The following is a 22392-nucleotide window of genomic DNA, read 5'->3' as shown; positions in this document are numbered from 1 at the left end:
CGTGCCCCACCGGGCATTTGCGCTTCGTCCGAGCGCTCCCGAGCAGTCCCGGGTGCCCTGGTCAGGCCGGGCGCGGGGTGTTCAGCTCCTCGGCGTTCAGGCCCATGATCTTCGCGCGGGTGTCCGCATCGAAGTCCTTGACCTCGACCTCGTAGTCCAGCGGGTTCGGCAGCGCCTCGATGTGCGGCCAGTCCGAGCCGAAGACGACCCGGTCGGCGCCCATGAGTTCGACCGTCTCGTGGACGTCGTCCTCCCAGAACGGGTTGATCCAGATGTGCCGCTTGAAGGTCTCCACCGGGTCCTCGGGGAACAGGCCGGGGACCTTGCGGTTGACCGACCGCAGCTTGCGGAACAGGTCGCCGAGGAACTCCGAGCCGTTCTCGACCGACACCACGCGCACGTTCGGGAAGCGGTGGAACACCCGGTCCAGGATCAGCGACGCGAGGAAGTCGTAGATCGGGCGCTCCATCGTCCACAGCATGGTGACCGACGGCTTGCCGTGCCCCTTGAAGTCCGTCGACAGCCCCTGCTTGCGGCTGTAGCCGTTGGACGAGTAGCCGCTGTCGCCAGCATGTACGACCACCGGGATGCCGGCCTCGTTGACGCGCGCCCAGAACGGGTCGAACACCGGGTCGCCGGGCGTGAAGGGCCCGTCCACGGTGGTCGGCGCCGCAGGGCGCATGCACACCACGCGCGCGCCGTTCTCGAGCGCGCGGTCCAGGTCGGCCATCGCCGTGTCGAGGTCGGCGAGCGCGATGTAGGGGGCCGCGAAGATCCGGTCCTGGTGGTTCCAGCCCCAGTCCTCCTCCAGCCACCGGTTGAACGACCGGAACAGCTGGCCGACCGCCTTCGGGTCGTGCTTCAGCGCGTCCTCGTAGATCATCCCGAGGGTCGGGAACAGCCAGATCTTGTCCAGCCCTTGCGCGTCCATCACCGGGATGCGGGCGGCCGGGTCGCGGTACTCGGGGCGGATCGGCTCGCGCTCGCGCAGGAACTCCAGCGGGTTGCGGCCCTCGGGGTTGCCGCGGAAGTACTCCGCCATCGCCCCGGCCTTGGCGATCGGGTCGAACGTCGGGTTCACCACGGCGTGGTTCACCTTGCCGCCGATCACGTGGTACTTGCGGCCGTTGATCTCGCACCACTGGATGACGCTGCCGCCGAGCCGCGGGTCGAGGTGGCGCGTGAACGCATCGAGCGCCTCGTAATAGTGATTGTCGGCATCGAACACGAATGCCATGCGTGCCCCACCTCGTAGATCGCTTGCCTCGGTTAAGTAATCCCCGCCATTGTGCGGCGGTCCGCGGCAAGGCACAAGGTAAGGAAGTCTGTCTTTTTGGTATCGGTATCAGTGCCGGCGCCGAGAGCTGCGCCGCGCCGGACGGGCCCGGGGAGGTGCCGCCGCACACCCCGGGCCCGCCTGGTCGCTCATGCGCTTGTACTCACCTGCTCATCTGCTCACACGTATCAGCTGTCCACGTGCCCGAGCTCCGGCTTACTGCACGACCAGCAGGTCGGACAGCACCCCGGCGGCCCGGTCGGCCTGCGCGTGCGCGCCGAACAGGTAGGTGCCGAACTGCGTGCGCCCCTTGAGGAAGTACTCCAGGAACGCGGTCGCGTAGACGTTGCCGGTCTGGTGCTGCGAGGCGTACGAGACACCCGGCGTGCAGTCCTGCGGCACCCCGGGGATCGGGATGCTCGACCCCTGGTCGTCCAGGAACTGCACGTGGTTGGCGCCGGCGATCTCGACGTACTGCTTGTAGGCGCCGGGCACGTCGTTGTAGTACCGCTTGCCGGCTCCGGGCGAGATGCAGTCGTTCTGGCCGCTCTCGATCAGCGTCGGCACGCGGATGTTCCGGACGTCCGCCTCGACCTTGTCGTACGTCGCGGTGTCCGCCGGGTCGTATCCGGGAGTCAGGGCCACCACCGCGTCGATCCGGCTGTCCTGCGCAGCAGCCGCGAGCGCGCCCGCGCCGCCGAGCGAAGCGCCCGCCGCCGCGATCTTGTCGGTGTCCACGATGCCCTTCACGGGGCTGCCCCAGGCACTGTTCTCGCTGATCATCTTGGTGATCGCGGCCTTGATGTTCTTGGTGTGCATGTACGGGTCCGTCGACAGGATGTTCGGCGGGTAGTAGCTGAGCACGATGTAGCCGTGCGAGGTCAGGTACCCGATGATCCAGTCGAAGTAGTCGAACCCGACCCAGGAGGCGGGAGCGAGCGCGACGACCGGGTACTTGCCCTCGGTCTTGTCGGCCGGCTTGAGCCAGCCGTCGGAGGTGGCCGGGTACGAGACCCGCGCGTTCTGGAAGCCGGGGCCGCCGGTCCAGTACAGGAACTCGTAGGTGCCGACCTTGTAGGTGCCCGGCTGCGTGGGCGGCACCGGGGTGACCGCGGAGGCCGGGACGGTGCCGAACAGCAGCGCGAGCACTGCCAGGATCGCGCCGAGCAGGAGCCCTGCTCTGCCGCGCGGTCTGCGGTGGGACGGGGAACGGGACATGGTGCGTCGCCCTCCTAGGGGGATCGGGGTAGGACGTACCTGGCGGGACCGGAATCGGCTCTTCTGGTTCCGTTTTGCGCGCCGGAGTCGGCACGGGGGCACGGGCGGCCCCGGGGTGGCCGGGGGCCCGCGGAAAAGGGGGCGCGTCGGGACGCGTCAGGCGTCGAGCGCGCGGTACACCGCGTCGACCAGCGACAGTGCCCGCCAGTCGGTGTGCGCGGCGGATTGGCTGTTCGTCGTGTACGCGAACGCGATCTCGGCGGCCGGGTCGGCGAAGGCGAGCGTGCCCCCGCTGCCCGGGTGGCCGAAGGCCTCGGGATTGCCCGAGACCCGGAAGAACGAGGTGGCAGGTTTCATGAACCCCTGGGCGAACGCGGTGGGTTCGCCCAGGATGCGGTCCTGCCCCTCTGCCGCCGTGGTGCCGGCGGCCTTGACGGTGTCGGGGGACATCAGGCGGATGCCGTCCAGCGTGCCGCCGGCCGCCAGCGCCGCGTAGACCCGGGCCAGCGCCCGGGCGTTGGTGACTCCGCAGCCGGACGGGATCTCCAGGGCGAGTACGCCCGGGTCGTGCGCGGCGCCGGGCGCCGCGAGTTCGGGGATCGCCAGCATGGCGCGGACGAGCTCCGAGTCGGGGTCCCAGGCGGCCGCCGGGGGAGCCGGGGGAGTGGGGGGAGGCGGATCGGCCCCGGGCTCCGCTCCGCCTCCCGCAGGCACCCCGGCCGCCGCGGCGGCCGCCGGGACGAGGGTGGCCACCGTGGCCGCGACATCCGGCGGCGTACCGATGTACGCCTGGACGCCGAGCGGACCGGCGACCTCGTCGGTGAGGAACGCGCCGACGCTGCGCCCGTCGATCCGGCGCACCAGTTCGGCGGCGTAGAAGCCCCAGGTCACCGCGTGGTACCCGTGTGCGGTGCCGGGGGTCCAGTGCGGGCGCTGCCGGGCCAGCTGGTCGGACAGCGCATCCGGAACCGCCACCCGGGCGAGCGTGATCGGCTCGTCGAGGTACGGCAATCCGGCCTGGTGGGAAAGGAGTTCGCCGACCGTGACGCGCTGCTTGCCGGCCTGCGCGAACTCCGGCCAGTAGCGGCAGACCGGGGCTGCGTAGTCGAGCCGGCCCTGGTCCGCGAGCATCGCCAGGCAGGTCGCGACCAGGCCTTTGGTGGCCGACCAGACGACCTGCACGGTGCCGTACTCCCAGCGCCGGCCCGTCGCGGGATCGGCGAGGCCGCCCCACAGGTCGAGCACCGGGCGGCCGCGCCAGTGGACCGCGAGTGCCGCGCCGACTTCGCCGCGGTCGGCGAAGTTCGCCCGGAACTCCCGGGCCACTGCGTCGAATTCGGGCGCGGCGAGGCCCTGTACGGTCAGGTCTTCCACAGGACGGCTCCAGTCGTGGTCCGGGCGGCGGCCGCGGGGACCGCCTGCGTCGGTGCCGATCGGGCGAGCCGTCGCGACCCGTCGGCGACGGGATCAGTCCGCGGGAGTCCCCGCGGCCTTGCGGCGGGTGCCGGCCGATCGTGGTGCGGAGGTGCTCTTCGTGCCCGTGCTCTTCGTGGCTGTGCTGTTCTTGCCGGTGCTGTTCTTGCCCTTGCCCGCGCTCTTGGCCGGAGTCCGGCCCGCGGCAGCCGGCACGACCGCCGTGCGCGGGGTGACCCCGTCGAGCACGAGGCCCAGGAACTGCTCTTCGAGTTGCTCGAGCGAGTGGCCGCTGCTCTGGTGCCATCCGACGGACAGCCACAGCGGGTAGGTCAGGTAGCGGTAGACGAGGTCGGGGGCGAGGTCGGCGCGGAAGTCGCCGGCCGCGATCCCGGCTTCGAGGGTGTCGATCCACAGGGACCGGACCCGCAGGCTCGCCTCGTTCAGGTGCGCGAACCGCGGCAGGGTGGCCAGGTACGCGTAGTCCCGCAGGTACACGGTGCACGCGTCCGGGTGGGCCGCGATGACCTTGAAGGCCGCGTGCACGAGGCCGCGGAGCCGCGGCAGCGGTTCCGTCTCGGCCTCGACTGCTTCCTGGTACCAGGAGGACAGGTCGTCCATCGCTCCGGTGAGGAGCTCGTCGACCATCTCCTCCTTGGATTCGAACCAGTGGTAGAGGCTGCCGGCCTGGATGTCGACCGCGTCGGCGATCTCCCGGACCGTCGTCGCCGCGACGCCCTTGCGGGCGAACAGCGAAGCCGCCTCCGCGAGAATCAGTTCCCGTCGCGCGGGCGCCTCGGGCGCCGTCTTCCTGCGTGCCATCAGTCCGTGTCTTCCTGGTTCGGCCGGTCGCTGTTCGTGTTCAGCGCAGCCTAACCGCAGGACAGGGGTCTTCCGGAGGGTTTCCTTCCGCTGGTCGGAGGCACCGCCTTCCCGGGGTCCGCGCCGTACCGAACCTGCTGCCGCACGGCGGTTCTTCATGTCGTGGGGGAGGTCGCCGGGGAGTACTTGGGATTCCGGCCCGAGCACTAACCTAACAAGCGTTCGTTGGCTATCTAACATTTGTTAGGCGCAGATGAACTTTTACGCTCGCACGTGTTGCCTGTCAAGGGTTGTGCGCCCCAGACTCGTGCTCTACGTTGACCCGCACCATCCGTGGGGGATGGTCGTCCGGGGAGCGGACGCGAAAGGCGTTGCTCCCTCATGAACCGCTCAATCACCTCTCCGACCCGGCGCGGCCGGGCCGCCCGCCGATTCGCGGCGGGCGCCGCCGTCGTGGCCCTCGCGCTCGCCGGCACCGCGTGCAGCGACGATGCGGACGACACCGCGAACACGCCTGGCGGGTCCGGGAGTCCGGCCTCCGGCGCGACCGCCCCGAACCAGCCGCCCGCCAAGATCATCGGGCTGTGGCAGGTCAAGGGCGAGGACCCGAACGCGATCGACGACTACCAGAACGGCGCGACCCTCGCCGTCGAGACGATCAACGCCAAGGGCGGCGTGCTCGGCAAGCCGCTCGAGTTCGAGCGGGTGCCCAGCGGCCTCAACCCGACCTCCGCGCGCACCGCGTTCCTGCAGGCCAAGGACAAGAAGCCGAGCGGCATGGTGGGCTTCCCCGGCGGCACCGAGGCGCAGGGCCTGCAGCGCGACATCGACGCGGCCGGCATCCCGATCGTGAACGTCAACAACGACATCACGCTGCTGTACGGCGCCAAGAACGGCAGCGAGTGGATGTTCACCACGAACCCGTACGACGGCGCGACGGCCCGCAACATGGTCGCCCTCGCACAGAAGAACGGCTGGACCAGGCTCGGCATCCTCGGCAACGACCTCGGCTACGGCCGGGACGGCACCGCCCGCACAGAGGCCGCCATCAAGGGCACCCCCGTCACCATCGGCGACAAGCGCCTCGTGCCGGTCACCGCGACCGACCTCACCGAAGCGGTCCTGGCCCTCAAGGACAGCAGCGCGGTCATCTCCTGGTCGTACCCGAACACCCTGGCCACCCAGCTCAAGCAGATGCAGCAGGCCGGCATCGACACCCCGGTGGTCAGCGGCGGTTCGACCCCGGTCGTGGTCAACTACGGGCTCGCCAAGGGACCGGAGATCGACAACCTCAACGCGGTGCTCGCCTGCCTGCCCAAGGTCGACACCCGGCCCGCGGCCAAGACGTTCAACGACGCCTACAAGGCCAAGTACGGCACCGACGCCCCGCCGCTCGCTGCGGCCGCGTACGACGCGGTGTGGATGCAGGCCGAGGCGATGAAGAAGGCCGGTACGACCACCGACCACGCCAAGATCAAGACCGCGCTCGAGCAGTTGGTGTGGACGGAAGGCGCCTGCCAGCCGGAGTACAAGGCGGACCCGTCCCACGTGCTCGCCCACCAGCAGATCGCCATCAAGTACGACGCGGCCGGCGTGCCCACGGTGGTGGACACGTACAAGATCCCGGAGCTGGCCAAGGGCGCGAGCTGACGCTCCCGCGCCGACCGCCGCTCCCGCGTGAGCGTGGCGGCGTACTCGGGCCGGCCCCTCTCGGCCCACACAGCGGGTACGCCGCCACCCCTCCCGCCTCCGCCCGCCTCCGCCCCATCCGCTTGCTCGGCTTGCTCCGCCTTATGCCGCGTCCGTCCGCTCGACCGCGAACCACACGAACTGGTGGTCCCCATGGCGACGTTCATCGCCCTCTTCGCCGGCGCACTCGCGTACGCCGCCGTCCTCACGCTGGCAGCCGTCGGCTTCCTGCTGCTCTACAAGGCGACCGGCGTCGTCAACTTCGCGCACGGCGACCTGCTCACCCTCGGCGGGTTCCTGGCCTGGTGGGCCATCGACGACCTGGGCTGGCCGGTGGTCCCCGGCTCGCTGCTCGCCATCGCCCTGCTGGCGGTGGTCGGCGTGGTCCTCGAACGCGTCGCGTACGCACCGCTGCGCAAACGCCCGCAGATGACCGTCATCGTCGCCACGCTCGCCGCGGCCCTCGTCATCCGGGCCCTCATCGGCATCTGGCAGGGCAGCGAACCCCGGCGCCTGCCGGGCCCGTTGGGCGACGGCGCCTGGCACGTCGCGGGGGCGGCGATCGCCTGGCAGCGAGTACTGATCGTCGGAGTCACCGTGCTGGTGGTCGGCGCACTGGTGTGGGCGTTCAAGTACACGTCCTTCGGCCGGCAAGTGCGGGCACTGGCCGCCGACCCGGACGCCGCACAGCTGTGCGGGGTCCGGGTACGCCGGGTCTCGATGGGCGCGTGGGCGCTGTCCGGTGCACTCGCGGCGCTGGCCGGGATCCTCGTCGCGCCGCTGACCGTACTGGACCTCAACTTCGGCTTCGCGATCATGCTGGGCGGCATGGCCGCGGCCGTCGCGGGCGGGTTCGGGAACCTCGGCGGCGCGGTGCTGGGCTGCCTGGGCGTCGGCCTCGTCCAGCAACTCCTCGGGGGATATGTGCTGCGCGACTACGCGGGGGCGCTGCCGTACCTCGCCCTGTTCCTGGTGATCGCCGTCCGGCCGCAAGGGCTCTTCAAGACCCACGCGTCGCGCCTCTGACCCGCTTGTGACCTTCTTGAGGAAGCCGAAGCACATGACCGAGACCCGCAACACCTTCGATCCGGCGGTCGCCTCCGGGGCCGATCCCGGGGCCGATCCCGGGGCCGATCCCGGGGCCGGACCCGAGACTGGTCCTGAGGCGGCTCCCGCGGCCGATTCGTCCGGGGCGGACACGTCCGCGGCGGCGGACGGCCGTGCTCCGGAGCCGTCCGGGATGCACATGCTGACGGCCGGCCTCGACACGCTGCGCACCCGGGTCGGGATGGCGCCGCGCGGCACGGTGAAGCCACCGGTGTACCGGCGGCACCAATACCTGGGCGTGCTCGCGTTCGTGGCCGTGACCGCGATCGCCGGTCCCAACCTGGTGAGTTCGGCCGAGGGCAGCAATCTGCTGGACCTGTGGCTGCTCTACTCGCTGGCCGGACTCGGCTTCTACTGGATCTTCGGGCTCGGCGGCCGCTTCGCGTTCTGCCAGACCACGATGATGGCGGTCGGCGCGTACACCTCGGCGTACGCCACCGAGCAGCACGGCAGGCCGTTCTGGCAGAGCGCGCTGCTGGGTGCGCTGGCGGCCGGCGCGGTGGCCGCGGTGGTCGGGCTCGCGCTGGCCCGCGCGCAGCATTTCGCCTTCGCGATCGGGACGTTGGCGGTGTCCCAGATCGGCATGGTCGTCTTCGCCCGGACCAGCGACTTCACGGGGGTGAACGGCCAGGTGACGGGGCTGCCGTACCCGTCGCTGTTCGGGCACACCTTCGACTCCGACCGCAGCGCGTTCTGGCTCTTCCTCGGGGTGCTCGGGCTCGCGCTGCTGCTCGGGGTGTTCCTGGAGCGCTCGCCGATCGGGCGGGAGGCGGTCGCGGCGCGGGACGGCGAGATGGTCGCGCGCACGGCCGGGATCTCCGTCCGGCGCCTGCATCTGATGCTGTACGTGCTCGGGTCGGTCGCGGGCGGCCTGTCGGGGGCACTGCTGGCGAACTGGCAAGGGTTCGTGGGGGTCGACCAGTTCGGGCTGGACCTGGGGATCGGGATCTTCCTGATGGTGATCCTCGGCGGGGCCGGGTCGATCTGGGGGCCGGTGCTCGGCGCCGGGTTCTACGTGTGGGCGCCGAAGCTGCTCCAGGAGTTCAAGGAGTACCAGGGCGTGCTGTACGGCGCGCTGCTGCTCGTCATGATCATGATCTGCCCGGAGGGGCTGATCGGGCTGGCGGGGCGGGTGCGGGGGCTGCTGCGCCGGGCAGGTGTGGCGGGGCCGGCGGGGGTGGCGGGGGTGGCGGGGGTGGCGGCCAAGGTCCGGGCCGCGCTGCCGGGCCGGACCGCCGCACCTGCGGGCGCGTCCGCTTCGGCATCCGATTCCGCTTCTGATTCCGCTTCTGATTCCGGTTCTGCGTCCGCGTCGGCGTCGACCGGAAAGGAGTCCGCCGATGTCTGAGACCTCCGGACGAACCGTGCTCGACGCCGCCGATATCTGCGTCTCGTTCGGCGGCGTGCGCGCTGTCGACCATGTCTCCGTGTCCGTCGCGGAAGGCCAGGTCGTGGGTGTCATCGGACCCAACGGCAGCGGCAAGACCACGCTGCTGAACGCGCTGAGCGGAGTGGTCCCGGCGTCCGGGCGCCTGGCGGTCGAAGGGCACCGGGTCCGCCTCGGCGGGCCGGAGCGCTCGCGGCGGGCCGGGCTGGTGCGCATGTTCCAGCAGCCGCAGCCGTACCGGTTCCTGACGTGCCAGGAGAACGTCCTGATCGCGACGCCGGACCGGCGTGCCCGGGGGCTGGGGTCGGCCTGGCTGCTGCGTCCGCGCATGCTGCACATCGAACGCGCCCGGTGGGCAGCCTCGTTGGCGGCGCTCGACCGTGTGGGCCTGGCCGCGAAGGCACAGGTGCCCGCGGCGATCCTCACGTACGGCGAGCAGCGCCTGCTCGACGTCGCGCGCGGGATCTCCGCCGAGCCCCGCGTCCTGATGCTCGACGAGCCGAGCGCGGGCCTCAACGACACGGAGACCGCGCAACTCCTCGTCCTGCTGCGGTCGGTCGCCGCGGACGGGGTGGCTTTGCTGGTCATCGACCACAAGATCGACTTCATCGACGCGCTCTGCGACCGGATCACCGTTCTCGAAACGGGGCAGGTGGTCGCGGAAGGGCCGCCCGCGCACGTGTGGCAGGACCGCCGTGTCATGGACGCCTACCTGGGGACGGCCCACGATGCTTGAGATCACCGGACTGTGCGTGGACTACGGCACCACCCGCGCCGTCGTCGGCCTCGACCTGCGCGTGGACGCGGGGGAGGCGGTCGCCCTGCTCGGCCCGAACGGGGCCGGCAAGACCTCGACTCTGCATGCCGTCTCGGGCCTGGTCCCGGTCACTCGGGGGACCGTGCTCTTCGACGGAGCCGACATCACCGGGCACAGCCCCTCGGAGATCGCCCGCCGGGGCCTGGTCCATGTGCCGGAAGGGCGGCGGGTGTTCCCGTCCCTGTCCGTGGACGAGAACTTGCGGATGGGCCGCATCGCCGCGGCAGGCCGCAAGGGGTGGACCGAGGCGGATGTGTACGACCTGCTGCCGGCCCTCGTCCCGCTCCGCGACCGGGCGGGGTACGCGTTGTCCGGCGGCGAACAGCAGATGGTCGCCATCGGACGGGCGTTGGTGTCCGCGCCGCGCATGCTGCTGCTCGACGAACCGTCACTGGGGCTGGCCCCGGTGGTCGTCCAGGCGGTCTACGGCGCGCTCGCCCGGATCGCTGCGGATGTACCGGTGTTGGTCGTCGAGCAGAACACCGTGGCGGCACTGAAGCTATGCCACCGCGGCTTCGTACTGTCCGCGGGCCGCCTCGCCCTGTCCGGTACCGCGGACGAACTGGGCGATCGCGACTCGCTGTTGGCGTCCTTCCTGGGGAAACGTGATGCGGCGCACGCCTAGGGAGGTGCGGGGCTCCTCACGCATCGGGGGGTGAGCGAGGAGCCGGGTGTCCGAGGCTGTCCCCGAAGTGCCGCATCGCGCAGGGCCTGGGCGACACGGCACCGCGGCGCAGTCCGGACACCGCACACAGGTAGGCGAACACGTCCGCGACCTCCTCCCGGACGTGTTCGCCTACCCCCGCGTCGGGCCTACCGCAACGAACGGCGCGGGGGCGGGCGGTGCAAGGTCCGCGTGCTCCAGTTCGCTGATGATGCGGTCGGCACGGCTGTGCAGCCGCTCGGCTTCGCACGGTTCCACGCGGGCCAGGAGCTGGAGCGCCATCACCCGGAAGCGCAGCAGCCCGGCGTCGCCCGCATGCTCGGCAGCGGCACGGGCGTGGCGGCTCGCCCGGTCGCGGTCGCCGAGCCGCCAATGGCAGTACGCCAGCCCGTGATCGCGCCGGAACCGCGCGAAGGCGGCGGGGCTGCGGACGTCGATGGACCGGTACAGTCGCGCCGCTGCCGAGAGGCGGGGTTGCGGACCGCCGTGTATCAGCAGGAAGGCACGCTGGTCGGCCCAACGCGCGTGGTAGCAGTCCCGTTCGCCGCCCTGCGGCAGCCGCGCGATCTGCGACCGGGCCCGCGCGAGTGCCTGGTCGGCGTGCCCCGCCCGCCCCGCGTCGCTCTCCAGACGGGCTTCGAGCAGTGTGGACTCGACGTGCGCGGCCGGATCCACGCGCGCCGTGTCGGCGGCCTGGGCCAACCGGAGCCCGGCGGCACGCGGGTCGCGTCGGCGCATGGCGACCGACGCCAGGCCAAGGTGGATCCAGCACGCGGCAGGCGACTCGGTGATCGGTGGCCGGTCCCACAGCCACAGCTGCGCCTCGCGCAGTGACAGCGGCAGGTCCGCGAAGCGACCGTGGTACTGGCCCATCCAGCGCGCCGTCTCCTCCAGCGGTTGCGGCACACCGAAGTACTCGAGCAGCCAGCGCCCGTACTGACCGCCGGACGCGTTGCCCCGGGAACGGAGGCGGCGCAGCCCGCGTTCGATCGTTCCCGGGTCGAGCGGCAGTCCCGCCCACGGCCCGGCGCGCCGCATCAGCGTGTGGGTAAGCGCGGTCCAGCCGCCGTGCTCGTTGGTCACGTGGTCGAGGTAGCGCTGCCATGTGCAGCCCATCGGCGAGTGCTCGCTCACGGTCATGTCCGCAATCGTGTCCTACCGTGCCCGCGGGCTCCTTCCCTAGCGTGCGCTGCATGACCTTCAGCGCCGTGACCTACAACGTGCTCGCCCAGTCCTTCGTCCGCCCTGACCGCTATCCGCTGTGCCCTCGCGAGGCACTCGACCCGGCCCGCCGCCGCGGCCTGCTGCTCGACCGTGTCGAGGCGCTCGACGCCGACCTCCTGTGCCTGCAGGAACTGGAGCCCGCCGAATACGAGGACCTGCGCGCCCGACTGGCGGCCACCCACGACGCGGTCTACGCACGGCGCAGCCGACGCCCCGACGGACTGGCCGTGTTCGCCCGGCATACCCGCTTCGGCGGACTCGAACCCCGGGAACTGCGCTTCGCGGCGCAGCGCCCCGGGGGTGACGACTTGGCGCTGATCGTCCGGCTCACCCTCGACGGCCAACCGCTCCACGTCGCCTGCACCCACCTGGCCTGGCAACCCGAGTCGACGCCCCGCGACGAACACGTCGGCCGCCGCCAGATGCTCGAACTCCTCGCGCACCGCGACGCCACGGCTCCGGACGCCACCTGGATCCTCGCCGGGGACTTCAACGCCACGTCCCGGAGTAACGTCGTTGCGGCCGCGCTGGAGCGGGGCATGGACGAGAGCTGCCGTACCCAGCGGCCGTGGGACACCTGCGCCATCAACGGCCGGCCACGCAAGATCGACTACTTGCTCTTCTCCGAAGGGCGACTCGCACCGCGCCCCGGTGCCCTGCCCGAGCTCTCCCGCGACAGCGCGCTGCCTTCCCTGACCGAACCCTCCGACCACCTGCCGCTGCGCGTCGACTTCTCCGCCACTCCGTGACCGGCGCAGCGCTGGTAGTGCTCTTGCCAGGCGGCCGGCATTTGGTCGTTTCCGACGGTTTGCCGTCGGTATGACGCCGGGGGAACTGTCGTAGTCGCGGGGCAGGTCGGGGCCGTCGTCTGGATGGCACATGCCCCACCTGCGAACGACCCACCGCACACGGCAAACCCAGACCGACCTACAAGGGCACTGCTGGTCGTCGAACCACATGACCAGGCGTACGTTCTCGTCGCCGTGCACGCCGGCCAGGGTGCGCATGACGGACCAGACCGGCTACCAGGGGCCGTCCTCGGGGACGGCGGCGGTCGGGCCTTTGGCGACCATCGGCGCGGGGCGGGTGCCCGCCCGAGGCACAGCCAAGGCACATCTCCGGAGGTACGAATCCGTTGGCGGGTGGGGTGGGATGGGGCTGCGCCCGGACACCTTCCGTTGTTATGGACTCCACCGAACTCCGAAGGATGCCCATGTACGACGCCATCGTGGTCGGCGCCCGCGTCGCGGGGTCGCCCCTCGCCATGCACCTAGCCCGGCGCGGATACCGGGTCCTGGCCGTGGACCGCGCCACCTTCCCCAGCGACACCGTCTCCACCCACTACATCCACCAGAACGGCCTCGCCCGCCTCCGCGCCTGGGGGCTCCTGGACGAACTGCTCGGCACCGAACCGGCCGCGATCCGGCAGGCGCACTTCGGGTACCGCGGACTGCAGCTCAGCGGTTGGGCGGAACCGGTCGACGGCATCGACACCGCGTACGCACCACGCCGCACCGTCCTCGACGCGCTGCTGGTCGATGCCGCGCGCCGAGCCGGCGCCGAGGTGATCGAGGGCTTCACGGTCGCCGGACTCGTCTTCTCCGAGGGGCGTGTCGTCGGCATCCGCGGTCAGGAAAGAGACCGTCCCATGCGGGAGTTCCGGGCCCCGATCGTCGTCGGCGCGGACGGCTGCCGGTCGATGGTGGCGGCCCAGGCAGGCGCCGAAGCGTACAAGGTCGTCCCGGCGACCGGGGTGAACTACTACGCCTACTACAGCGGCCTCGACGGGGACCTCCACCACCGCGTCGGCCTGCACGAGACCTGGTGCGGCGCGTGGCCCACCCATGACGGCCTCACCGTCGCGGCCGTCATCTGCGGCCGAAGCCGGTTCAAGGAGTTCCGCCGCGACGTGCCGGGGAACTACCAGGCGGTCTGGGACGAGATCCACCCGGAACTCGGTGCGCAAATGCGCGACCAGGGCCGCCGCGAAAGTGACTTCGTCGCCATGCCGCACGCGGACAACTACTACCGGCAGCCGTGGGGCCCCGGCTGGGCGCTGGTCGGCGACGCCGCGTACCACAAGGACCCGTACCCGGGCTTCGGCATCACCGACGCCTTCATCCACGGCGAGATCCTCGCGGAACGCCTCGACCAGGCGCTGTCCGGCGAGCGGCCGTTCGACGACGCCTTGGCCGAGTACCACAAGCTCCGTGACGAAATGAGCTCGGAAAACTACGAGTTCACCACCACGCTGAGCGCATTCGGCGAGCTGTCCCCGCGCCTGCGCGGCATCTTCGGGGCGATCCGCAAAAGCCCGGAGTGGACCACCCGGCTGTTCGGCCTCTTTGCGGGCGGTGTCGGCCACGACGAGATCTTCTCGCCCGAGGCCGTCCGCCGCCTCTATGAGGAGACGGGCACGCCGCATGATCGACGGGTGCATCCTGCGGGCAGCGCGTAGCGGCGGTCACGGGCGCCAAGCTTCCTCGTCCGTCCGGTACTTGGTGTGGCGGATCCAAGTCGGCCGACGCCGTGGCGTGGCAGGGGCGGCCCCGCCACGGCGGTCGACGCCGCTGCCTGCGATTGCCGTTGCTGCGTGCCACGCCGGAACTCCTTCCTGGACGGGCGGTCAGCACGAACCGAACGCTTCGAGCAGGAAAGGAGGTTGGGCCGGTGACCGCACGGCCATGCGCATCAGGGGACGTAGTGGACACGACCTAGTCGAACCAGACGACCAGGCGTACGTTCTGTCCGCCGTGCACGCCGGCGAGCGTGCGCATGACCGACCAGATCGGCTCCCACGGGCCGTCCGCCGGGACGAGGTCGCGGCGGCGGTCGCGTTCGGCGCGGAAGACGGTGGTGCCGGTCTGCCATTCGTCGCCCTCGGCGCAGTGGCCGCCGAGGCTGCCGGTGCCGGCGGACAGCACGTCGATGCCGCTGGCCCGGGTGAAGCCGCGGCTCCAGTCCTCTCGGTGCACCAACTCCCTTCGGCCGTCCGGGAGGACGCGGTAGCGTGCGATGCGGGTGGCGCGCGCGGCGGCCGGCTCGTCCCAGTCGATGGCGCACACCTCACCCCAGCCGATCCATGTGGCGTCGACCGCGGGTTCGCACATGTCGTATGCGGCCAGGACCACCCCCGACACGTCCGCGGGCAGCCCGCGTCCGGCCGCGACCGGCCGCCACTCGTCGTGGATGTCGCGGACCCCGAACAGGACGGCGAACCCGGCATAGTCGCGGTACAGGCCCAGCAAGGCCAGGTCGACGGCCGGCTGCCACGCGGTCTCGCCGGGATCGAGCCCGGGCTTCCAGGTGCGGCACTCGATGTAGCCGTGGATGTCGGTCCCCATGCACCGATTCTGGCCGGGCCGGGCCTCTGCGGGGCGCGGCTGTTAGCTTCGCGTTCCATGGCGGAGCACACAGAGCACACAGAGCACACAGCGCACGCGGAGAACGGGGAGCACCGGGAACGCGGGGACTACCGGGAAGCGACCAGGGCGGCCTACGACGGCGTCGTCGAGCTGTATGCGTCGATGTTCGCGGACGGGCTGGAGACGCACCCGTTCTCGCGGAACATGATCGGCACGTTCGCGGAACTGGTCCGCGGCACGGGGAACCTGCGGGCGGCCGACGTCGGGTGCGGGCCCGGGCATCTGACCGCCATGCTGCACGGTCTGGGCCTGGACGCCTTCGGTCTCGACCTCTCCCCGGGCATGGTCGACCACGCCCGGCGGGCCCATCCAGCGCTGCGTTTCGAGGAAGCGGGGATGGAGGCCCTGCCGGTCGAGGACGGCACGCTGGGTGGTGTCCTGGCCCACTATTCGATGATCCACACGCCGCCGAGCGGGCTTTCCGCGGTGCTGGCCGAGCAGATGCGCGTCCTGGCGCCAGGAGGCTTGCTCCTGGTCTCGTTCTTCGCGATGGACGGACCGGAGGCCGGAGCCGAGCCGGTCCGCTTCGACCACAAGGTGGCGCCCGCCTACTGCTGGCCGGTGGACCGGTTCGCCGCGCTGCTCGCCGAGGCCGGCTTCGTCACGTTTGCCCGGCTGCTCCACGATCCGGCGTCCGAACGGGGCTTTCTCGACGCGCACTTGCTGGCCCGTCGGCCTTGACGGAGGCGCGTTCGAGCAGGACGACGGGGACGGTGAGCACGGCCAGCCCCGCCCCGATCCACGCGACCGCGGTCACCGGCGCGCCCGCGTCCAGAGCCACGCCCGCCAGCAGCGGGACGACGCTGATGCCGAGCTGGAACGCGGAGACCGTGGCTGCTCCGGCGAGCGTCGGCGCATCGGCGGCGAGGGCGAACACACGGCCGTAGACCGCGGGGTTGAGTACGAACCCGGCGACGCCGAGTAGGAGGACCAACGGGACTACGGCGAGGGGGTGTTCGGCCAGCAGCGCGATGAGCACCGAGCAGACCGCGATCCCGGCCGTGCCCGCGAGCAGCGCGTGGTGCGGGCGACGGTCGGCGATGCGTCCGCCGATGGCGAGGCCGATGTAGGCACCGACGCCGAAGAGCATGAGGACGACGGCGACCCACACCTCCGGGACGCCGGTGACGTCGTCGAGGAGTTCGGCGAGGTAGTTGACCGTGATCATGTACGCCGCGGTGCTGAGCAGCGTCGCTGCGTAGACCAGCCACAGGCCGGGGCGCTTCATGGTGCGCAGCTCGCGCCGCACGCTGGGGGCCGGGCCGGTCGATGTCCGAGGCATGGCGACGGCAACGGCCACGGCCCCTGCCAAGGTGAAGGCCACGACAAGCCAGAACCCGCCCTCCCAGCCCGCGTGCTGGCTGACGATCGTGCCGGCCGGACCGCCGATGGTCATGGCCAGGCCGAGGCCGCTGACCACGACGCCGGACGCGCGGGCGGCTCGGTCGGGGGCGACCAGTCCGACAGCGGTGGCGGCGGCCACGGCAAAGAAGCCGGCGTAGGCCAGGCCTGCCACAAAGCGGGTGGCGAGGAGCGCGGGGTACGTCCCGATCACCAGGCCCGCGGCAATGCTGGCCGCGAAGACCACCTGGGTCAGGACCAGGGCCGTACGCCGCGGCCAGCGCAGACTCGCGATGGCGAACGGCGGGCCGCCGACCACGACGCCGACGGCGAACGCGGTGATGAGGCCGCCTGCGGAGGCGAGGCTGACGTGGATGTCGTCTGCCACGTCCGGGAGGACGCCGGCGAGCAGGAACTCCGCGCTGCCCATGGTGAAGAGGCTGAACGCGAGCAGGTACACGCCGAAGGGGAGACCGCGGGTGCTTGGGGTGTCGGGCTTTTCCTCTGTAGTCGCTGCTCGGTCCAGCGCTGCCAGGCCGTCGGACCCGGACGACCGTACGGCCGCCGGAATGATCGAATTCTCAGGACGGTTGTCCATCAGTGTCACCTCCAGTGAGGCGACCGTGATTCATCACGTGCCGAAACGGCGACGGTCGTTGCCGAAACCGGAACGCATTGGGAAGCGAGGTCAGGTACCCGTGTCGTCACCGACCCGTTCTTCCTCCCACCCCGCGATCGATGCTGCACTGGACCGGATCGGGCCGCGCCTGCGGAGCGTCCGGGAGCGCAAGGACGTCTCGCTCGGGGACCTGAGCCGGGCCACGGGAATCTCGAAGAGCACGTTGTCCCGGCTGGAGTCCGGGCAGCGCAAGGCAAGCCTGGAACTGTTGCTGCCGATCGCAGCCGAACTAGGCGTGGCCTTGGACGAGATCGTCGCCGCCCCGCGCATCGTCGACCCGCGACTGCCGCAGGAACCGCGGCGTACTGGGGGCCGGGTCATCGTCCCGCTGTCGCGTACGCAGGGGGAGCCCAAGGCGTACAAGCTCACGATCCCGCCGAGCGAGTCGGAGCCGCAGCCGCGTACCCATGCTGGATACGAGTGGCTGTACGTCCTCAACGGCCGCCTCCGCCTGGTCCTCGGCGAACACGACGTGATCCTGGGCCCGGGCGAGGTAGCGGAGTTCGACACCCGCCACCCGCACTGGTTCGGCTCGACAGGCCAGGGCAGCGTCGAGATCCTCAGCCTCTTCGGCCGCCAGGGAGAACGCGCCCACATCCGTACCCGGCCAGGTGCGATGGGGGCGCCAAGCAGAGAGCGCTTGGACGTCGATGAGGCCTGAGCCACCCCGCTTACTCGTGCCGCCCGCCGAACTGCCAGTTGTGGACCTCGACGGCGTCGTACCGGTCGGCGGAAAGCACGGTGCGCGCGGCAGCCGAATCCGCTGCCTCGACCAGAGCGGCGGTCCCGAGCCATGCCGAGCCGTCGTCGGACAGCAGTGGCCCGTACGCGATGAGGCGGTCGGCGTGCTCGGCTGATGGCTCCGTATCGCAAGCTTCGCCGGCGCCGAGGCCGATGACCAGGAACCGGCGGCCTCCCGTGCGTCCGCCCGGGTACTCCCACATCGTGCGCCCGAGGACGTTGCGCCAGCGCCGGATCAGGACATCCCGGTACGCGCCTGCCTGGTAGCAGGGCTCGTCGAAGGCGAAGGCTCGGACCGCGGCAGCGTCCGTCAGATCGACGATGTGCACGCTCCCGGTGAGCGTCTCATTGTCGTCCTCGAACGTCGGTCCACGGGCGATGAGTTCCTTGGCGTACCGGTCCATATAGGCCCAGTGCTCCTCGACCATCCCGGTCCGGAGGGGAGTGGAACCGGGCCGATCGCGGTGGTACACGAAGAACTCCATACGGCACACCCTGGCGTCCCGCCTGTGCCACGTCGAGCGCTTAGTCGCCGTGCGGGCATCACCAGCCGTGGACGCTGATCCCGCCCGTGTCGTCGAGGTATCCGCGGATTCCGGCGGCTGGATACGGAATGAGCTCGGACGGGAGGTTGTGGATCGCGAACCATTCAAGGGCCAGGCACTTGTTGGGTTCGCGATTGTCCGGCTCGCCGTGCCAGCGCGTCGCCTCGAAGAACAGGCCGATACGGTCTGGGACGTCCGGGCCTTGGTGGTGGACCGTGTGGACGAGCCGAAGGTCGCCGGGGTCGATGGCGACCCCGGCTTCCTCCCAAGCTTCGCGTACCGCTGCGTCGAGTACCGTTTCGCCGGTGTCGAGCTTGCCGCTGGGGACGTGCCACTGGCCGTGGCAATAGGGGCCGCCGCGCTGCGACAGCAGGATCCGATCCTGATTGCGCAGGATTATGTGTACGTCGATGACGGTGGACGCGGTCCGGTCACCCATGTGCTCGCTGCTCCTCTAGGCGGTACGTGATATCGCACCAGACGGTCTTGCCGCGGGCGGAAGAGCTGAAGCCCCAGGTGGCGGCGAGCGCGTCGAGGATGACGTAACCGCGACCGTTCTCGTCGTCCTCGGCGGGCGAACGTGGGCTCGGGGGAGCGCAGTTGTCGTCCTGGACGCTGAGGCGGACGACTGTCGCGTGGATGGCGAGACGTACGTGGAGCGGCGTGGTGGAGCCGTGGTGCCGCACCGCGTTAGTGGTCACTTCGGACAGGCAGAGCGTCACGTCGTCGATCACGTGGTCCGGAATCCCCTGGCCGGCCAGCCACTTGGCGGCCCAATGGCGGGCTTCGCCGACGCTGGCGGGGAGGGGTTCGAACTGGGCTTCCGTCTGTGTTGTGGACATGCCACACCCCCAAGACAAGAGGCATTGAGATCGACTCGGAGTGTCGATGCGGTTGCTCTAGGTAGCATGAAGTGCGAAGTCATGAAGTTGCAAGCGAAGCAAGATATTGCAGTCGCGGTAGTGGCTGCGTGGATACGATGCCCGCACGCAACGTGATGTTGGGGGCGAGATGGCGGATCGGCGACCGACCGTACGGCAGAGGGTCCTTGGCCGAAACCTGAAGAACTTGCGTGAAAGCAAAGGGCTGTTGCTGGAGGACGCTGCGGCAGTCCTCGACTGCCACATCGCCAAGATCAGCCGCATCGAGCTCGGGCACAGCGGCGTACGCTCCGCGGAACTCAAGGAGCTGCTGCGTACGTACGGCGTGACGGAGGACGAGTGGCCCGGGTTCCTGGCGCTGGCGAAGACCGATCGGAAGCGACGGTGGTCGCGCGACCTGGAGGACAAGCTCCCGACGGACTTCCTCGACTTGATCGGGCTGGAAGCGGACGTGAGCACGTTGCGCATCTTCCATCCGAGCATGGTTGTCGGGCTGTTCCAGACCGAGGACTACGCGACGTCGGTGATCCAGGGCGGTCGCGTGGGTCCGCTTGACGATGAGCGACGGACCAAGGTGCGGGTGCGGCTGGAGCGCCAGAGAGTCTTGACTCGGGAAGTGCCTCTGGAAGTACGCGCCGTTCTCGGGGAGGGGGCGCTGCGCCAGATGGTCGGTGGGGCCGACGTCATGCGCACGCAGCTGCTTCATCTGGTCGAGGTCGCGCAGATGCCCACGGTAACCATCCAAGTACTACCATTTTCGGCAGGGGCTTATCCGGGTGGTCCGTTGCCGTTCCTGATCTACGGGTTCCCTCCACCGTCCGGTCTGGAGGTAGTGACGTTGGAGTACCTGACCGGCCACTTGTACTTGGAAAACCCTGACGAGACAGACCACTTCGCCAGAGTCTTCGAGGAGCTGCGGGCCGTTGCCCTCAGTCCTCTGGAGTCGCAGGCACTGATGAACGACTACACGGATCGACTCACGAGCAGCTAGGAAGGCATCGATGGCTGGCGTACCCTCCCGCTGGATCAAGAGCAGCTACAGCGCCCAGAACGGTGAGTGCACCGAAGTCAGGTGGACCAAGAGCAGCCACAGCAACCAGAACGGCGAGTGCACCGAGGTCGCCGCGGCCTCTGGCCGTACCGAGGTTCGGGACAGCAAGCGGCCGGGCGGGCCTCGGCTCGCGTTCGATGCGGGCGCGTGGAGCGTGTTCCTCGCCGGGGTGGCCGGCTCCGCCCTCTGACCCGTCAGGCCAGCGGCTTCGGGGTCGGGTACTTGAGGGCGTTCTTGACGAGCTTGTCCCTCAGCGCCTGGGCCAGGTCGATGCCCAGGACACCACACACGCCCAGCAGGTAGGCGAAGACGTCGGCGACCTCCTCGCGGACGTGTTCGCCGACCTCCGGGTTGTCCATCACGTTCGCGGCCTGCTCCGGGGTCAGCCACTGGAAGATCTCGACCAGCTCCGACGCCTCCACGCTCAAGGCCATCACCAGGTTCTTGGGCGTGTGGAACGGCTCCCAATTGCGTTCGGCGGCGAAGGTGCGGATCGCGGCGGACAGCTCGTCAAGGGAGTCCTGCTCCGGAGAAGTCATGCCGTCCAGTGTGCCGCCACCCGCAGGTGTCGGTGCCCCGGGGGAGAATGGCCGGGTCCGAAACACGCGTACGGAAGGTCGGTCACGGTCGCATGAGGGTCGCCACCTGGAACATCAACTCGGTCGGGGCCAGGCTGCCGCGGCTGCTGGAGTGGCTGGAGAGCGCCGCTCCCGACGTGCTGTGCCTGCAAGAGCTCAAGTCCACCGCGGACGCCTTTCCCTACGAGGCCGTCCAGGCGCTCGGCTACGAGGTCGCCGCGCACGGTGACGGCCGCTGGAACGGCGTCGCGATCCTGTCCAGGGTCGGCCTGGACGACGTCGTCCGCGGCCTCGACGGCGGCCCGGACTACGAGGGCGTCCAGGAGCCCCGCGCGGTCAGCGCGACCTGCGGGCCGGTGCGGGTGTGGTCGGTGTACGTGCCCAATGGCCGCGAGGTCGCGCACGCGCACTACGCGTACAAGCTGGAGTGGCTGAAGGCCCTCAAGGCCGCGGTCGCCGACGATGCGGCCGGCGACCGCCCGTTCGCGGTGCTCGGCGACTACAACGTCGCCCGCGCCGACACCGACGTGTGGGACATCAAGCTCTTCGAGGGCGCCACGCACGTCAGCGCGCTGGAGCGGGCCGCAATCGACGAGCTCGAGGCGGGCGGGCTTGCCGAGGTCATGCCGCGGGCGCTCAAGTACGACGTGCCCTTCACGTTCTGGGACTACCGCGACCTCGGCTTCCCGAAGAACAAGGGCATGCGCATCGACCTGGTCCTCGGCAACCCGGCTTTCAATGCCGCGGTGAAGGACTCGTATGTCGACCGCGAGGCCCGCCGCGGCAAGGGCGCCTCGGACCACGCCCCCGTGGTCGTCGACTTGGAGCTGTGACGCCGACCCCGGGCAAATGACATGTCCTGCCGTCGCAGTCTGCGATGTCGCGACCGCGGTCGCCGGCCAGGACGCGGAGGTTCTCTGGGCCGCCTCGATGGGCGGGGCGGCCAAGAGCAACCTTCGGCACGCCGATGTGTGTCCGACTGTCGGTAGCCGATGGCATGATCCGCGGCATGGGGGTTCTGTTCGGCTACTACGCCGCTGCTGACGACCACGACGCCAGTCGGGCCATTGTGCGTGAGGACGATGAGCCGACCGGAACCGGATACGACGAGTTGGTGGTCAAAGGCATCGATCCGGTAGTGGCCCTGATGCCTGCCGAGGTGCTCATCACCGGCAGGAGCGCGGCGGAGGTCACGACCGACGCCCGGCACGGATGCCTGATCGCCATGGTCGGGGATGGCGAGGTGGTCACCGTCTCCCTCACTGACGTGTTCCGTGACCGGCTGGCCGACTTCGATCGGGAATTGCTCGAGGACGTTGCCCGGGGGTGGGCTGCATCGGGCGACTTTTTTGAGACTCCCGATGCGGAAGACATCGAAGACATGGGCGACTTTTTGTGCAGCCTCGCCGAGCTTGCGACCCGGGCAGTCACCCAGGGACAGCGTCTCTACTGCTGGGTGTGTCCGTAGCCTTGCCGAGTTCGGCGTGAGCCTGCCGCGCGACGACTGCGAGAACGGCGAACTGCTCGCCGCGAT

At 70.3% G+C, this 22392-nt stretch carries 24 protein-coding genes; 13 read left to right on the top strand and 11 right to left on the bottom strand.

From position 1 onward, the window contains the following. Positions 1–61 precede the first annotated feature (61 nt). The 4 genes from LZ495_RS31960 to LZ495_RS31945 form a co-directional block, all read right to left on the bottom strand. Positions 62–1237: an amidohydrolase family protein gene (locus LZ495_RS31960; RefSeq protein WP_235056453.1), complete on the bottom strand. Its 1176-nt coding sequence runs from the start codon at positions 1235–1237 to the stop codon at positions 62–64. A 255-nt stretch (positions 1238–1492) separates the two neighbouring features. Further along, positions 1493–2494 carry an alpha/beta hydrolase family protein gene (locus tag LZ495_RS31955; protein ID WP_235056452.1) on the bottom strand — a complete coding sequence of 334 codons (1002 nt, stop codon included), beginning with the start codon at positions 2492–2494 and terminating at the stop codon, positions 1493–1495. 156 nt (positions 2495–2650) lie between these two features. Next, positions 2651–3868, bottom strand: a complete 1218-nt coding sequence (locus tag LZ495_RS31950) for a serine hydrolase domain-containing protein (protein ID WP_235056451.1) — start codon at positions 3866–3868, stop codon at positions 2651–2653. A gap of 93 nt (positions 3869–3961) precedes the next feature. After that, positions 3962–4729 carry a TetR/AcrR family transcriptional regulator gene (locus tag LZ495_RS31945; protein ID WP_235056450.1) on the bottom strand — a complete coding sequence of 256 codons (768 nt, stop codon included), beginning with the start codon at positions 4727–4729 and terminating at the stop codon, positions 3962–3964. A 381-nt stretch (positions 4730–5110) separates the two neighbouring features. Here LZ495_RS31945 and LZ495_RS31940 point away from each other — a divergent pair, with 381 nt between their 5' ends. The 5 genes from LZ495_RS31940 (at position 5111) to LZ495_RS31920 (ending at position 10354) form a co-directional block, all read left to right on the top strand. After that, positions 5111–6379: an ABC transporter substrate-binding protein gene (locus LZ495_RS31940; protein ID WP_235056449.1), complete on the top strand. Its 1269-nt coding sequence runs from the start codon at positions 5111–5113 to the stop codon at positions 6377–6379. Positions 6380–6571: 192 nt separating this feature from the next. Beyond that, on the top strand, positions 6572–7444 hold the full coding sequence (locus LZ495_RS31935; RefSeq protein WP_235056448.1) for a branched-chain amino acid ABC transporter permease: 873 nt from the start codon (positions 6572–6574) through the stop codon (positions 7442–7444). 34 nt (positions 7445–7478) lie between these two features. Continuing rightward, positions 7479–8873 carry a branched-chain amino acid ABC transporter permease gene (locus LZ495_RS31930; protein WP_235056447.1) on the top strand — a complete coding sequence of 465 codons (1395 nt, stop codon included), beginning with the start codon at positions 7479–7481 and terminating at the stop codon, positions 8871–8873. Continuing rightward, positions 8866–9648: an ABC transporter ATP-binding protein gene (locus tag LZ495_RS31925; protein WP_235056446.1), complete on the top strand. Its 783-nt coding sequence runs from the start codon at positions 8866–8868 to the stop codon at positions 9646–9648. The genes LZ495_RS31930 and LZ495_RS31925 overlap by 8 nt, the downstream gene beginning before the upstream one ends. After that, on the top strand, positions 9641–10354 hold the full coding sequence (locus tag LZ495_RS31920; protein WP_235056445.1) for an ABC transporter ATP-binding protein: 714 nt from the start codon (positions 9641–9643) through the stop codon (positions 10352–10354). Before LZ495_RS31925 ends, LZ495_RS31920 begins: the two co-directional genes overlap by 8 nt. 171 nt (positions 10355–10525) lie before the next feature. Here LZ495_RS31920 and LZ495_RS31915 read toward each other — a convergent pair whose 3' ends face one another. After that, positions 10526–11533, bottom strand: a complete 1008-nt coding sequence (locus LZ495_RS31915; protein ID WP_235056444.1) for a hypothetical protein — start codon at positions 11531–11533, stop codon at positions 10526–10528. A gap of 53 nt (positions 11534–11586) precedes the next feature. Between LZ495_RS31915 and LZ495_RS31910 the strand changes: the two genes are divergently transcribed. Together LZ495_RS31910 and LZ495_RS31905 are read left to right on the top strand one after the other, a co-directional pair. Beyond that, on the top strand, positions 11587–12366 hold the full coding sequence (locus LZ495_RS31910; protein ID WP_235056443.1) for an endonuclease/exonuclease/phosphatase family protein: 780 nt from the start codon (positions 11587–11589) through the stop codon (positions 12364–12366). Between the two features lie 464 nt (positions 12367–12830). Beyond that, entirely contained in the window at positions 12831–14075 is a 1245-nt protein-coding gene (locus LZ495_RS31905) for an NAD(P)/FAD-dependent oxidoreductase (protein WP_235056442.1), read from the top strand. A gap of 256 nt (positions 14076–14331) precedes the next feature. Here the strand turns inward: LZ495_RS31905 and LZ495_RS31900 are convergent, their stop codons facing one another. Continuing rightward, positions 14332–14961, bottom strand: coding sequence for a hypothetical protein (locus tag LZ495_RS31900; protein ID WP_235056441.1), 630 nt, complete (start codon positions 14959–14961; stop codon positions 14332–14334). A gap of 57 nt (positions 14962–15018) precedes the next feature. Between LZ495_RS31900 and LZ495_RS31895 the strand changes: the two genes are divergently transcribed. After that, entirely contained in the window at positions 15019–15723 is a 705-nt protein-coding gene (locus LZ495_RS31895; protein ID WP_235056440.1) for a class I SAM-dependent methyltransferase, read from the top strand. Here the strand turns inward: LZ495_RS31895 and LZ495_RS31890 are convergent. After that, entirely contained in the window at positions 15644–16981 is a 1338-nt protein-coding gene (locus tag LZ495_RS31890; RefSeq protein WP_235056439.1) for an MFS transporter, read from the bottom strand. The genes LZ495_RS31895 and LZ495_RS31890 overlap by 80 nt on opposite strands. A 100-nt stretch (positions 16982–17081) precedes the next feature. Here LZ495_RS31890 and LZ495_RS31885 point away from each other — a divergent pair, with 100 nt between their 5' ends. After that, complete coding sequence (locus LZ495_RS31885; RefSeq protein ID WP_235056438.1) at positions 17082–17723, top strand: helix-turn-helix domain-containing protein; 642 nt, start codon at positions 17082–17084, stop codon at positions 17721–17723. 10 nt (positions 17724–17733) lie between these two features. Here LZ495_RS31885 and LZ495_RS31880 read toward each other — a convergent pair whose 3' ends face one another. The 3 genes from LZ495_RS31880 to LZ495_RS31870 are packed head-to-tail and all read right to left on the bottom strand — an operon-like array spanning position 17734 to position 19190. Beyond that, a complete protein-coding gene (locus tag LZ495_RS31880; protein ID WP_235056437.1) occupies positions 17734–18288 on the bottom strand; it encodes a YciI family protein in 555 nt (184 codons plus the stop codon). Between the two features lie 58 nt (positions 18289–18346). After that, complete coding sequence (locus LZ495_RS31875) at positions 18347–18787, bottom strand: NUDIX hydrolase (RefSeq protein WP_235056436.1); 441 nt, start codon at positions 18785–18787, stop codon at positions 18347–18349. Further along, positions 18780–19190 carry an ATP-binding protein gene (locus LZ495_RS31870; RefSeq protein WP_235056435.1) on the bottom strand — a complete coding sequence of 137 codons (411 nt, stop codon included), beginning with the start codon at positions 19188–19190 and terminating at the stop codon, positions 18780–18782. Before LZ495_RS31870 ends, LZ495_RS31875 begins: the two co-directional genes overlap by 8 nt. 169 nt (positions 19191–19359) lie before the next feature. Between LZ495_RS31870 and LZ495_RS31865 the strand changes: the two genes are divergently transcribed. Together LZ495_RS31865 and LZ495_RS31860 are read left to right on the top strand one after the other, a co-directional pair. Continuing rightward, positions 19360–20220, top strand: coding sequence for a helix-turn-helix domain-containing protein (locus tag LZ495_RS31865; protein WP_268823589.1), 861 nt, complete (start codon positions 19360–19362; stop codon positions 20218–20220). 10 nt (positions 20221–20230) lie between these two features. Then, a complete protein-coding gene (locus tag LZ495_RS31860) occupies positions 20231–20470 on the top strand; it encodes a DUF397 domain-containing protein (protein ID WP_235056433.1) in 240 nt (79 codons plus the stop codon). Between the two features lie 4 nt (positions 20471–20474). Here LZ495_RS31860 and LZ495_RS31855 read toward each other — a convergent pair whose 3' ends face one another. Next, positions 20475–20819, bottom strand: a complete 345-nt coding sequence (locus LZ495_RS31855) for a nucleotide pyrophosphohydrolase (protein ID WP_235056432.1) — start codon at positions 20817–20819, stop codon at positions 20475–20477. A gap of 92 nt (positions 20820–20911) precedes the next feature. Here LZ495_RS31855 and LZ495_RS31850 point away from each other — a divergent pair, with 92 nt between their 5' ends. Together LZ495_RS31850 and LZ495_RS31845 are read left to right on the top strand one after the other, a co-directional pair. Further along, entirely contained in the window at positions 20912–21691 is a 780-nt protein-coding gene (locus tag LZ495_RS31850) for an exodeoxyribonuclease III (protein WP_235056431.1), read from the top strand. A gap of 176 nt (positions 21692–21867) precedes the next feature. Beyond that, positions 21868–22326 carry a hypothetical protein gene (locus LZ495_RS31845; RefSeq protein ID WP_235056430.1) on the top strand — a complete coding sequence of 153 codons (459 nt, stop codon included), beginning with the start codon at positions 21868–21870 and terminating at the stop codon, positions 22324–22326. The last annotated feature ends 66 nt before the right edge of the window (positions 22327–22392 follow it).

Source organism: Yinghuangia soli (assembly GCF_021502675.1).
In the GTDB taxonomy this organism is placed as follows: domain Bacteria; phylum Actinomycetota; class Actinomycetes; order Streptomycetales; family Streptomycetaceae; genus Yinghuangia; species Yinghuangia soli.
Note: the sequence above shows the minus strand (reverse complement) of the source record. Positions and strands in the feature narration are given on the sequence as shown.

What these genes read in the sequence shown, in the direction of transcription:
- LZ495_RS31960 (WP_235056453.1), bottom strand. Translation starts at nt 1,237, where the DNA reads ATGGCATTCGTGTTCGATGCCGACAATCACTATTACGAGGCGCTCGAT.
- LZ495_RS31955 (WP_235056452.1), bottom strand. Translation starts at nt 2,494, where the DNA reads ATGTCCCGTTCCCCGTCCCACCGCAGACCGCGCGGCAGAGCAGGGCTC.
- LZ495_RS31945 (WP_235056450.1), bottom strand. Translation starts at nt 4,729, where the DNA reads ATGGCACGCAGGAAGACGGCGCCCGAGGCGCCCGCGCGACGGGAACTG.
- LZ495_RS31940 (WP_235056449.1), top strand. Translation starts at nt 5,111, where the DNA reads ATGAACCGCTCAATCACCTCTCCGACCCGGCGCGGCCGGGCCGCCCGC.
- LZ495_RS31935 (WP_235056448.1), top strand. Translation starts at nt 6,572, where the DNA reads ATGGCGACGTTCATCGCCCTCTTCGCCGGCGCACTCGCGTACGCCGCC.
- LZ495_RS31930 (WP_235056447.1), top strand. Translation starts at nt 7,479, where the DNA reads ATGACCGAGACCCGCAACACCTTCGATCCGGCGGTCGCCTCCGGGGCC.
- LZ495_RS31925 (WP_235056446.1), top strand. Translation starts at nt 8,866, where the DNA reads ATGTCTGAGACCTCCGGACGAACCGTGCTCGACGCCGCCGATATCTGC.
- LZ495_RS31920 (WP_235056445.1), top strand. Translation starts at nt 9,641, where the DNA reads ATGCTTGAGATCACCGGACTGTGCGTGGACTACGGCACCACCCGCGCC.
- LZ495_RS31915 (WP_235056444.1), bottom strand. Translation starts at nt 11,533, where the DNA reads ATGACCGTGAGCGAGCACTCGCCGATGGGCTGCACATGGCAGCGCTAC.
- LZ495_RS31910 (WP_235056443.1), top strand. Translation starts at nt 11,587, where the DNA reads ATGACCTTCAGCGCCGTGACCTACAACGTGCTCGCCCAGTCCTTCGTC.
- LZ495_RS31905 (WP_235056442.1), top strand. Translation starts at nt 12,831, where the DNA reads ATGTACGACGCCATCGTGGTCGGCGCCCGCGTCGCGGGGTCGCCCCTC.
- LZ495_RS31900 (WP_235056441.1), bottom strand. Translation starts at nt 14,961, where the DNA reads ATGGGGACCGACATCCACGGCTACATCGAGTGCCGCACCTGGAAGCCC.
- LZ495_RS31895 (WP_235056440.1), top strand. Translation starts at nt 15,019, where the DNA reads ATGGCGGAGCACACAGAGCACACAGAGCACACAGCGCACGCGGAGAAC.
- LZ495_RS31890 (WP_235056439.1), bottom strand. Translation starts at nt 16,981, where the DNA reads ATGGACAACCGTCCTGAGAATTCGATCATTCCGGCGGCCGTACGGTCG.
- LZ495_RS31880 (WP_235056437.1), bottom strand. Translation starts at nt 18,288, where the DNA reads ATGGAGTTCTTCGTGTACCACCGCGATCGGCCCGGTTCCACTCCCCTC.
- LZ495_RS31875 (WP_235056436.1), bottom strand. Translation starts at nt 18,787, where the DNA reads ATGGGTGACCGGACCGCGTCCACCGTCATCGACGTACACATAATCCTG.
- LZ495_RS31870 (WP_235056435.1), bottom strand. Translation starts at nt 19,190, where the DNA reads ATGTCCACAACACAGACGGAAGCCCAGTTCGAACCCCTCCCCGCCAGC.
- LZ495_RS31865 (WP_268823589.1), top strand. Translation starts at nt 19,360, where the DNA reads ATGGCGGATCGGCGACCGACCGTACGGCAGAGGGTCCTTGGCCGAAAC.
- LZ495_RS31860 (WP_235056433.1), top strand. Translation starts at nt 20,231, where the DNA reads ATGGCTGGCGTACCCTCCCGCTGGATCAAGAGCAGCTACAGCGCCCAG.
- LZ495_RS31855 (WP_235056432.1), bottom strand. Translation starts at nt 20,819, where the DNA reads ATGACTTCTCCGGAGCAGGACTCCCTTGACGAGCTGTCCGCCGCGATC.
- LZ495_RS31850 (WP_235056431.1), top strand. Translation starts at nt 20,912, where the DNA reads ATGAGGGTCGCCACCTGGAACATCAACTCGGTCGGGGCCAGGCTGCCG.
- LZ495_RS31845 (WP_235056430.1), top strand. Translation starts at nt 21,868, where the DNA reads ATGGGGGTTCTGTTCGGCTACTACGCCGCTGCTGACGACCACGACGCC.